Raw genomic sequence first — 9,232 nt, forward strand, 5'->3', positions numbered from 1 at the left:
AAGAACAAATGACCTAATCGGGCATGATCTTGACCCAAACCTTCCGTCTTCTAGGCCCGTCGAATTCACACAGGAAGATATGCTGCCACCTTCCTAATTGCAACCGGCCGTTTTCGAGCAGGATGGTTTGGGACGGCCCCAGCAGGGACGATTTAATATGGGCTGGCGAATTGCCTTCCCCATGTTTGTAAGCCCTTTTCCAAGGCACGATTTCATTGAGCGTTTCGATGATATCCATTCTAACGGCAGGGTCAGCTCCTTCGTTGATAGTCACCGCGGCGGTGGTATGGGAGGTGTAGACGATAACAAGACCGCTTTTAACTCCAGCCCCGGCCACCTCGTCCTGGACCTTTTTCGTGATATCAATCATCTCCGTTCTCTGGCCGGTCTGAACCGCAATTTCAACAGCCATGGTCATCCCCTTTCATTTCAACTCTTAATTCCGGCCGGAAGAATCAGGCCTGACTCCGAGCGCTCAAACCGATCCTCCACCGTGTCGGTCTTCGGAGCCTGTGAAAGGATCCGATCAAAGGAATCCCGGACCAGGCTCTGGATGAAGTCAAAACGGCGCTGAGCGCCGGCCTGGATATTCGAATCCAAAGCCAAAGCCAGAGCCAGAGCCCCTTCGGCCAGGTTCTTTTCTTCTGCCTGCCAGAGAAGAAGGGCCGTCTCCTCCAGGCAGCGTTTCAGGACGGCCCTTTTCTCCGGTCCAAAGATTTCCCTCTCTGCCTGCTCGTAAACGGCCTGCCGTCGTTCGGCCTTTTGATGTTCGGACAAAACCAGCACGGACTCCTCGATCTCGTCAAGCTTTTTAAAGTACGGTTTTAGTTCTTCCCCCAGAAAAAAACCGTTCAGGAATTTATGGTCCAGGAGGCGCGCGGCCGTCGTCCTGAGGTTGACCTTGTCTTTAAGGTGTTCTGCCTCAATCAGTTCATAGATCAGGGGCCGGTCAGGAAGAGGCACAACCCCGGCCAGGGGGATAAATTTTTCATACTCTTGAGGCAGTACGCGGCCAAGATCAATGGTCCGGGCTGCGGCCTCGGCCAGAACAAAGCGAACCTGGCCCGGAGGGACCTCAATCAGGGTATCCGCCTCCTGACTGATCAGGTTCTTGAGATGACGCCTGAACCCAGCTCCAGTCAGGTCAATAAACTCAAATGATTCAAGGCCCTGGGAATGGCTGGCCACAAAGCTGGCGCAGTTGATACCTATGGTTTGAGCTGGCAGGGCCAGCAGCCCGAAGCGGATGTTCAGTAATTCGTATGCAGTCAAAAAACCCTGGGCTGGCCTGGATTCCCGCGGCTGGAGCAGCGATGCGCCTTTATCCAGCACTCCTTCGTCCGCCTTGACACCGGCCTGCTCTAGGCGGTAAATGGCCCTCCTGACAGCGCGGGAGACGGCCCTTTCCTTTAAGTCCGGTTTCAGCCGGTAGAGGAAATTTAACACCTCAACCCTGGGCTGGCTTCCCAAGAGGTGGATCAAATCGGATTCGTATCCGGCCAGGCCTGCGGTCGCAGTTTGGAAGAGGTTCAGCGCATCGCCAGCAGGTATCTTTTGGAGGAGCTGTGTCAGCGTTTCTTCAAGCCTGCCTTTCACTTCCGGCGGCAGGTTCGATTTTGCCTTTTTGCGGCGTTTGGCCATCCTTTCTCCATGCGTCTTCTCAGAGTTTCAGTGTCTTACAGCTTTTCACCTCATGTAATCCTAATTTACCGTAAAGAACAGCCCCTGGCTACCCAAAAATACCCGGCGGGAATTTACAATAAGGAACATATTCTCGAACTTCACCCTGATTGACCTTGACCGCAGGCACAAGCTCCGGTATGCTCGCGGCCAAAAATAAGCACCTCAGAGGGGTATGATGAAGATCGCTCAAGACCTCTATTTTTATCCCTGGGAAAGCTACACGCAGAACAACTGCAACAGCATTATGATCACCGGGAAGGTCAAGGCCCTGATTGACCCCGGCCACCAGGCCCTTTTTTCTAATCTGGCCGGGCAATTGGAAAGGGATGGGATTGATGTCAAGGCCTTGGACCTGATCATCAATACTCACAGCCACCCGGATCACTTTGAAGCCAGCGCCTCCCTGGCCCGCCATGGCGCTCGGGTGGCCATGCATCCTGATGGTGAAAATTATCTAAAAAAAATCGGGCCCGCGTTTTCCCAGGCTCTCGGGCAAAAGATGCCTGATTACAACATTGACCTGAACCTGGTGGAAGGCGAACTTGAGCTGGGAGAAAAACAGCTTTACGTGTATCACACCCCAGGCCACTCGCCTGGAAGCATCTGCCTTTACTGGCCTGACCAGAAGGTGCTCATCTCCGGGGACCTGATTTTCGCCCAGGGGGTGGGCCGAACCGATTTCCCCGGCGGGGACGGCGCCAAGCTGAAAGAAAACATTAAGCGCATGGCCGAACTGGACATTGAAATCCTCCTTCCGGGACACGGCCCGCTGGTAACGGGCGCAGAAGAAGTCAGGCGGAACTTCCAATTTATCCAGCAGGTCTATTTTCCGATGCTCTAAACTCAGCCACTCGGTAAACGCTCGGTCAAGGCTGCCTTGGCCTGATTCAGTCGGGCTTCAAACTGAGTCTTCATGCCAGTCCGGGCTTCCGCCCAGGCAGGGTCCTGATCAACCTTGGGTAGAACCGCGGACCCGGAGATACCCTGATGCTTGAGTTCCTCCAGGATCTTTTTCCGGTAGGCCAGGGTAAGCTCTATAATGCTCCGGTCATATTCCTGAAGAAGGTCCTCAATCCTTTGGATTATATGGCCTAAAGAGGCAGCAGTTAAGTGCTTCATGCCAGCCAGGATTGAGTCGTTTTCCTTGCCGATGAGTAAACCCTGCACCATGAGTTTCAGTAAGGCCTGCCGAAACGCCGGGGTATCCCTGTCCCCCAGATCCTGCAAAGTCTGAGGCAGGCTCTCCGGTTTGATCCGGCCTTCTTCGAGCTTGAGCAGGAGGCGGCGCGCCCTGTCCGACCACTCTTTTTCCTGGGCTTCTTTCTTTTCCTCCTCAGACTGGACCAGGTGCCTGGTCTTTTCCATGACCAGGTCCAGCGTGCTTTTAATCTCGGCCATAAGCCATTCTCCGGTAGAACTAATCTCGAACTACCCGATTATTAAGGGAAAACCTCTCTTGAGAAGTTTCCCCTAATAAACACCAGGAAGGCCGCGGCCGTTCGTGCAGACACCGTCATGGCCATCCTTATTTCAACCAGGAAAGATTAATATTCTCTGGGCAGTTCGTTGAGCTGGGCCTTGGTAAAAACAGGGCCGTCTTTGCATACATACTCCGGCCCGACATTACAGCGTCCGCAAATGCCGATGCCGCATTTCATCCGGTTTTCCAGGCTCATGATGACGTCCTCATCGGCAAACCCAAGCTTCTCCACAACCGGCTGCGTGAACTTAATCATGATCGGCGGCCCGCAGACCAAAGCGACGGCATTCTCAGAACCGGGGTTGGCCTCTTCAAGCACGGCCGGCACCAGCCCCACCAGGCCGTCCCAGTCAGGATGTTCACGGTCTATGGTGATATACGGGTCTATATCGTCCCGTTTCTGCCAGGCGCGCCATTCGTCCTTGTAAAGCAGCATGCCCGGTGTTCGCGCGCCGTAAACGAAAGTAATTTTCCCATATTTGTCGCGGTTGGCCGGATCCAGCATCCAGGTGATGGTCGAGCGGAGGGTGGTTACGGCAAATCCACCGGCGACAATAACGATATCCCGGCCTTCCATATCCTTTAAGGGGTAAGAATTACCTAAAGGACCGCGCACGCCCATGATATCGCCCTCTTTCATGTTGTGAAGGGCTGAACTGACCGCGCCAACCTTGTTGACTGTAAAAAGCAGATGCCCCTTTTCCGTGGGCGAAGAGGCGATGCCGATGGGAATCTCCCCGTACCCGGCCAGCGACAGTTCGGCAAACTGGCCGGGCGTGTAATCGAAAGCCTTGTCATCCTCAGGGTTGAGGAATACCAGACGGAAACTCCTGAGGTTCTTATCTTCGGTTTCGACAATAACCTTGTCTATCCTGACCGGATAGGGCTTATATGGATTGCTCACTTCCTTCCCTCACTGTTTTCAGGCGTTCATGTCGCGGACTACGTCCCGAACATCAATATTGACCGGACAGAGCATGATACAGCGGCCGCAGCCGACGCACCCGATATCTCCGCCCCTCTTCATGGGAATATACTTGAACTTGTGCATGAATCGCTGCCTGACGCGCGAGGTCTTGTCCGCACGGGGATTATGTCCTGATCCATGCTGGGTGAAAAGCCAGGACATGCAGGTGTCCCAGTTACGAATCCGATCACCGACTTTTCCGGCCACCTCGTCCTGAATGTCGAAACAATGACAGGTTGGACAGACAAAGGTGCAGACCCCGCAGTTAAGGCATCTCTCCTGGACCACCTCCCAGTGAGGGGCCTCGTATAGCTCCATAACTGTCTTTTCATCAATCTTATCAGTCGAAATCCGGCTGCTGATAGCCGCCTCGGCCTGCTCTTTTATGCGGGCTGCCTCCTGAGAAGTCTTGTCGTCGGCTTCGGCCAGTCCTTCGGCCTTATCCAGGGCCTGCTGCCCTTTTTCGGTCAGAGGCTTAAACAGCAGGGTCTCGCCCAGATCGCAGGCCAGGACATCAAGACCTTCCTCGCTAAAAGGACCTCCGCCGACGCTGAGGCAGAAGCAGGTTGGGCATGGATTCTGGCAGCCCAGGCCGATGAGGGTCGTGGCTTCCCGTCTGGCGAACCAGTAGGAGTCGGTGTATTGATCGTTCTTAAAAATCCTGTCCAGAATGACAAAGGCCCTAGCGTCACAGGGACGGATACCAAAAACAAGACGCGGCTCCGGTTCAGTCGCGATATCTTTTAAGATAAAGGCGTCTGCCGCAGCAGGATCGGTTGAATACTCAAACATCCGTTCTGACTGTGGGAAAAAGAAGTCTTTGGGCGACAGGAGAGTATTCTGGAAGTCAAGCAAAACCTTGCCTTGGTTCGAAGCAAATTTGACCTCCTGACCTTCCCTGCTTGGAGTGAAAACCTTGTATGAACCACTTAATGACTTGATGAAATCAGCCAGGGCGCTTTTTTTCAGGATCATATCGGCCATACGCGTTGTCCTTACTTGATGAAATCCTGTGGGTCGTCAGGGCGATAAACCGTCAGGGGGGGCTGGATATCCGGAGATAACCCGGCTTCATAACCATAAAGTTCTTTGACGTCCATTTCCAAGCGGCGGGTAAACTGCCTGACCTTAATATTCATGGGACAGGCCGCTTCGCAGGCCCCGCAGTCGGTGCACCGGCCCGCGCAGTGAAAGGCCCGCAGGATATGAAACGTCATCTTGTCCCGGGGATCAATGGACTTGCCCAGCCACTGAGGCATATGTTCGTCCACAAAACAGACGGCACAGTAACACAGGGGGCAGGCATCCCGGCAGGCGTAACAGCGAATGCAGGGTTCGATCAGCTTCTCAAAATAGTCGAAGCGTTCGCTGTTCGGTCTGGTCAGGAATTCCTTGATGTCCTCATATGGGTCCAGGCCTTCCTGTTCAGGCACCGGGTCCGTGACGAGCTCGTCATAAAGCGGCGGGTTGCGGTATGCACAGCTCCTGCAATTCTGGCGCAGGACCTCGGTGCGCTCCATGGTGGTTTCAAAGCCCTGACCTTTGACAATCAACCTGCCATCGGCCTCAATGGCCTCCTCGATCAAACGTCCTTCCCGCTCATAAACGAGTCCCGGGTCAATCATGCCTTGACAAGGCACGCCGATGATGTAGACCTGATCCCGTTTGATCTGGTTTTCAACGATGTGGTTCACGATGTTCCGGGCGTCACAGCCCTTGGCCACCACTGCGACGCGGTCCTGGCGCTGCGGCAGGAAGTTGGCCAGGTTGATCCGACCGTGGGAATCCCAGATGAAATTCTCGGCCTCCTCCGGCGTGCGGGCAAAATAAGGCGCATTTTTGAGCGGTACGGTCCCGGCCCGATATCCAAGCACCACGTCCACACGGCCCTCGGAAAGGAGCCGCTTTGCAATCTCACGTATCTTTTTCGTCCGTTCTTCCATATTAGGCCACCTTAACCCTGTCCTTGGCAAACCGCTTATTTGGACCGGCCGCCTTGACCGCCTTGATGACTTCCGTGGCCACCCGGGCGAACTTCGCACCTTCGGCCGAAGAAATCCAGGAAAAGTGCAGGCGCCCCGGTTCCAGTCCCACGAAGCTGAGCAGATCATTGAACAGGGCGAACTTCCGCCGGGCATAATAATTCCCAGCCAGATAATGGCAGTCCCCGGGATGACACCCGGAGACCCATACGCCATCCGCGCCTCGACGAAAGGCTTCCAGGATGAATTTGGGGCTCATGCGGCCGGTGCATGGAATCCGAATAACGCGGATATTGGGCGGGTAAGGCATGCGGCTGACCCCGGCTAAATCCGCGGCCCCGTAACTGCACCAATTACAAAGAAAGGCTATGATCTTAGGCTGAAATTCCTCTATATTTGTCTCCGTTGTCATCTCATCACCTTCAGGAAGCGGCAATCTGAGCGAAAATATCGGCGTTGGTAAAACCCTTTAGAGATGGAGCTCCGGAACGGCAGGATGAGACGCAGGTGCCGCAGCCTTTGCAGAGCGCTTCGTTTGCCACGGCTTTTTCATTCTCGTCCAGCTCAATGGCATTAAAAGGACAGACCTCAATACAAACCATGCAGCCGGTGCATCGAACCTGGTTGATTTCAACCACCGTGCCTCCGACCATGAGGCTGGCCGAACTAAGAATAGTAGTGGCCCGTGAAGCCGCTGCCTGGGCCTGAGCGATGGATTCCTCGATCGGTTTGGGATAATGGGACAGACCGGCCATGAATACACCGTCGGTCGCGAAGTCCACCGGCCGGAGTTTCTGGTGGGCTTCCAGAAACCAGCCGTCCGCGTCAAGAGGCACCTTGAACATCTGGGCCAGTTCATTATCACGGTGGCTGATGATGGCTGAGGCCAGAACGAGGTAATCGGGTTTAATGATGACCTCCCGCTGCATAATGGGATCAATGACGCCCACCTGCAGGTCTGAACCGCTCAGGCTGACCTGAGGCTTACTATCCAGGCTGTAGCGGATGAAGATGACCCCCTTGGCCCGCGCCTCACGATAGAGGTCTTCACGTTCGCCAAAGGTTCGGATATCCCGGTAAAGGATATAGACCGAAGCCTCCGGATTGCGCTTCTTGATCTCTAGGGCGCTCATGACGGAGTGCGTACAGCAGACCTTGGAACAGTACATCCGCTCCGGCTCACGCGAACCGACACACTGGATAAAGACCATTGACTCGGCCTTTTTAAGCCCTGGGTCGTTATTCATGAATTTGGAGTCCATCTCCAGGGAAGTCAGAACGCGGGGATCCTGCCCGTAAAGGTACTCCCCTGGTTCGAGCTCACCGGCGCCGGTGGCGATAATGGCTGCGCCATGCGTGACCTCGGTCCCGTTGGAAAGCGTTGATTTAAAATTCCCAACAAAACCATCCAGGTTATCCACGGTGGCGCCCAGATGAAGGGCTATCTTGTCATCCGCCTTGACCTCATCGGCCAGCGATTTCACAAAGGCTGAAATATTCTCGCCGGTGGCGGTCTGATAGAGCTTATTGGCTTGACCGCCAAGCTCCTCACTCTTTTCCACGAGGTCAACCTTGAAGCCCTGGGCCGAAAGATACTTAGCCGCGGTCATGCCGGCCACCCCGCCGCCGATGACCAGGGCGGAGTGTTCCACGTTGATGGTTGTTTCCTGAAGTGACACCAGAAGCGCCGCTTTAGCCACCGCCATGCGCACGAGGTCCTTGGCCTTCTCGGTGGCCGCCTCGGGTTCTGCAAAGTGGACCCAGGAATCCTGATTGCGGATATTGGCCATCTCAAAGAGATACTTGTTCAATCCCGCCTCGATCATAGTCTCCTGAAAGAGGGGTTCATGGGTCTGGGGCGTGCAGGCCGCGACCACGATACGGTTCAGGTTCTTCTCCTTAATGACTTCGGCCATTTTGTCCTGAGTATCCTGAGAACAGGTGAAGAGATTTTCCTCAACATACTCGACAAACGGCAGGGTGCGAGCATACTCGGCCACAGAAGGCACGTCCACGACACCGGCGATGTTGATACCGCAGTCGCAAACAAAAACACCAATCTGGGGCGGCTCACCCATCACGTCCCTTTGTGGCGGCGTTACTTTTTCCCTGGTCTGAGTGTTCCTGACGTCTGCCAGTCGGGCTGAAGCAGCGCCAGCCGCGGCGCTGGCCTCCATGACTGACTGAGGAATGTCCTTGGGACCGGTCATGACGCCACAGGCATAAATGCCGGGGCGGCTGGTGGCTACCGGCGTAAAGGAGGAAGTCCGGGTAAAGTTATAATGGTCTAACTCCACATCCAGACGCTCAACCAGGTCAATCGTTTCCTGAGGAATTTCGAGACCGTGCGAGAGCACGACCATCTCGAATTCCTCATCCAGCACCTGCCCGTCTTCAGTGGCGTAGCGCAAAGAGAGGTTGCCGCTCTCAGGCACTGGACTCACGGTATGAACCCGGCAGCGGACGAACTGGATTCCGGCCTGTTTGGCTTTTTCATAGTAGCGCTCAAAATCTTTGCCCACGGCGCGCATGTCCATGAAAAAGATGGTTATGTCCAGGTCACTGCCAGCGTGTTCCTTGGCGATAAGCGCCTCTTTCAGGGCGTACATGCAGCAGACACTGGAACAGTATCCATGATCGCATTGGTTGATGTCCCTCGACCCGATACACTGCAGGAAGGCGAGGGTAGCCGGCTCCTTTTGATCACCGGGTCTTGTGAGATGGCCCGTTGTCGGCCCGCCTGCAGAAAGCAGCCTTTCAAGTTCCAAAGCCGTGATGACGTTGGGATGGCTGGCATAAGAATATGTATTAAAGAGACTCGGATCAAAGGGCTTGGAGCCCGGGGCGAGGATGAGTGAACCAACCTCGATCTCGATATTTTCGTCCTGCATGGCGTGGGTGACGCGGGTTACGGCTTCGGCCTGACAGGCCGCCACGCAGCGGAAGCACTCGCAGCAGATGCCGCAGGAGATGCACCGGGCCGCTTCTGCCTTGCCCAATTCAGGATCAAAGCCCAGTTCAACCTCCTCAAAACCCTTGAGCCGCTCCTCAACCGGAAGACTGGGCATCTTAAGCCTGGGCTTCTTTTTCTCCTCCACCGGAATATCACGCCAGCGGCGC

9 protein-coding genes are annotated in these 9,232 nt (G+C 55.0%); 1 reads left to right on the top strand and 8 read right to left on the bottom strand.

The features are described from left to right. Window positions 1–13 precede the first annotated feature (13 nt). Together JRI95_02790 and JRI95_02795 are read right to left on the bottom strand one after the other, a co-directional pair. Entirely contained in the window at window positions 14–412 is a 399-nt protein-coding gene (locus JRI95_02790) for a YjbQ family protein (GenBank protein ID MBW2060471.1), read from the bottom strand. 17 nt (window positions 413–429) lie between these two features. Further along, window positions 430–1,641 (bottom strand): hypothetical protein, encoded by a 1,212-nt coding sequence (locus JRI95_02795; GenBank protein ID MBW2060472.1) that lies wholly within the window; start codon window positions 1,639–1,641, stop codon window positions 430–432. Window positions 1,642–1,855: 214 nt separating this feature from the next. Between JRI95_02795 and JRI95_02800 the strand changes: the two genes are divergently transcribed. After that, complete coding sequence (locus tag JRI95_02800) at window positions 1,856–2,524, top strand: MBL fold metallo-hydrolase (GenBank protein MBW2060473.1); 669 nt, start codon at window positions 1,856–1,858, stop codon at window positions 2,522–2,524. Window positions 2,525–2,526: 2 nt separating this feature from the next. On the opposite strand, the gene JRI95_02805 is transcribed toward JRI95_02800, so the two are convergent. From JRI95_02805 to JRI95_02830, 6 genes are all read right to left on the bottom strand, one after another. Continuing rightward, on the bottom strand, window positions 2,527–3,081 hold the full coding sequence (locus JRI95_02805; protein ID MBW2060474.1) for a hypothetical protein: 555 nt from the start codon (window positions 3,079–3,081) through the stop codon (window positions 2,527–2,529). Window positions 3,082–3,227: 146 nt separating this feature from the next. Next, the gene (locus JRI95_02810) at window positions 3,228–4,067 is read right to left on the bottom strand and encodes an FAD/NAD(P)-binding protein (protein ID MBW2060475.1); all 840 of its coding nucleotides are present in this window, start codon (window positions 4,065–4,067) and stop codon (window positions 3,228–3,230) included. 18 nt (window positions 4,068–4,085) lie between these two features. Continuing rightward, window positions 4,086–5,114: a 4Fe-4S dicluster domain-containing protein gene (locus JRI95_02815; protein MBW2060476.1), complete on the bottom strand. Its 1,029-nt coding sequence runs from the start codon at window positions 5,112–5,114 to the stop codon at window positions 4,086–4,088. Window positions 5,115–5,125: 11 nt separating this feature from the next. After that, the gene (locus JRI95_02820; GenBank protein ID MBW2060477.1) at window positions 5,126–6,073 is read right to left on the bottom strand and encodes a 4Fe-4S dicluster domain-containing protein; all 948 of its coding nucleotides are present in this window, start codon (window positions 6,071–6,073) and stop codon (window positions 5,126–5,128) included. Between the two features lies 1 nt (window position 6,074). Then, complete coding sequence (locus tag JRI95_02825) at window positions 6,075–6,506, bottom strand: hydrogenase iron-sulfur subunit (GenBank protein MBW2060478.1); 432 nt, start codon at window positions 6,504–6,506, stop codon at window positions 6,075–6,077. A gap of 28 nt (window positions 6,507–6,534) precedes the next feature. After that, on the bottom strand, window positions 6,535–9,232 hold a 2,698-nt coding region (locus JRI95_02830), incomplete at its 5' end, for a CoB--CoM heterodisulfide reductase iron-sulfur subunit A family protein (protein MBW2060479.1).

This window comes from Deltaproteobacteria bacterium (assembly GCA_019308995.1).
Classification (GTDB): domain Bacteria; phylum Desulfobacterota; class Desulfarculia; order Adiutricales; family JAFDHD01; genus JAFDHD01.

Bases quoted from the DNA above. Each gene is read 5' to 3' on its own strand.
- JRI95_02800 (MBW2060473.1), top strand. From the start codon at position 1,856: ATGATGAAGATCGCTCAAGACCTCTATTTTTATCCCTGGGAAAGCTAC.
- JRI95_02815 (MBW2060476.1), bottom strand. From the start codon at position 5,114: ATGGCCGATATGATCCTGAAAAAAAGCGCCCTGGCTGATTTCATCAAG.
- JRI95_02820 (MBW2060477.1), bottom strand. From the start codon at position 6,073: ATGGAAGAACGGACGAAAAAGATACGTGAGATTGCAAAGCGGCTCCTT.
- JRI95_02805 (MBW2060474.1), bottom strand. From the start codon at position 3,081: ATGGCCGAGATTAAAAGCACGCTGGACCTGGTCATGGAAAAGACCAGG.
- JRI95_02790 (MBW2060471.1), bottom strand. From the start codon at position 412: ATGGCTGTTGAAATTGCGGTTCAGACCGGCCAGAGAACGGAGATGATT.
- JRI95_02795 (MBW2060472.1), bottom strand. From the start codon at position 1,641: ATGGCCAAACGCCGCAAAAAGGCAAAATCGAACCTGCCGCCGGAAGTG.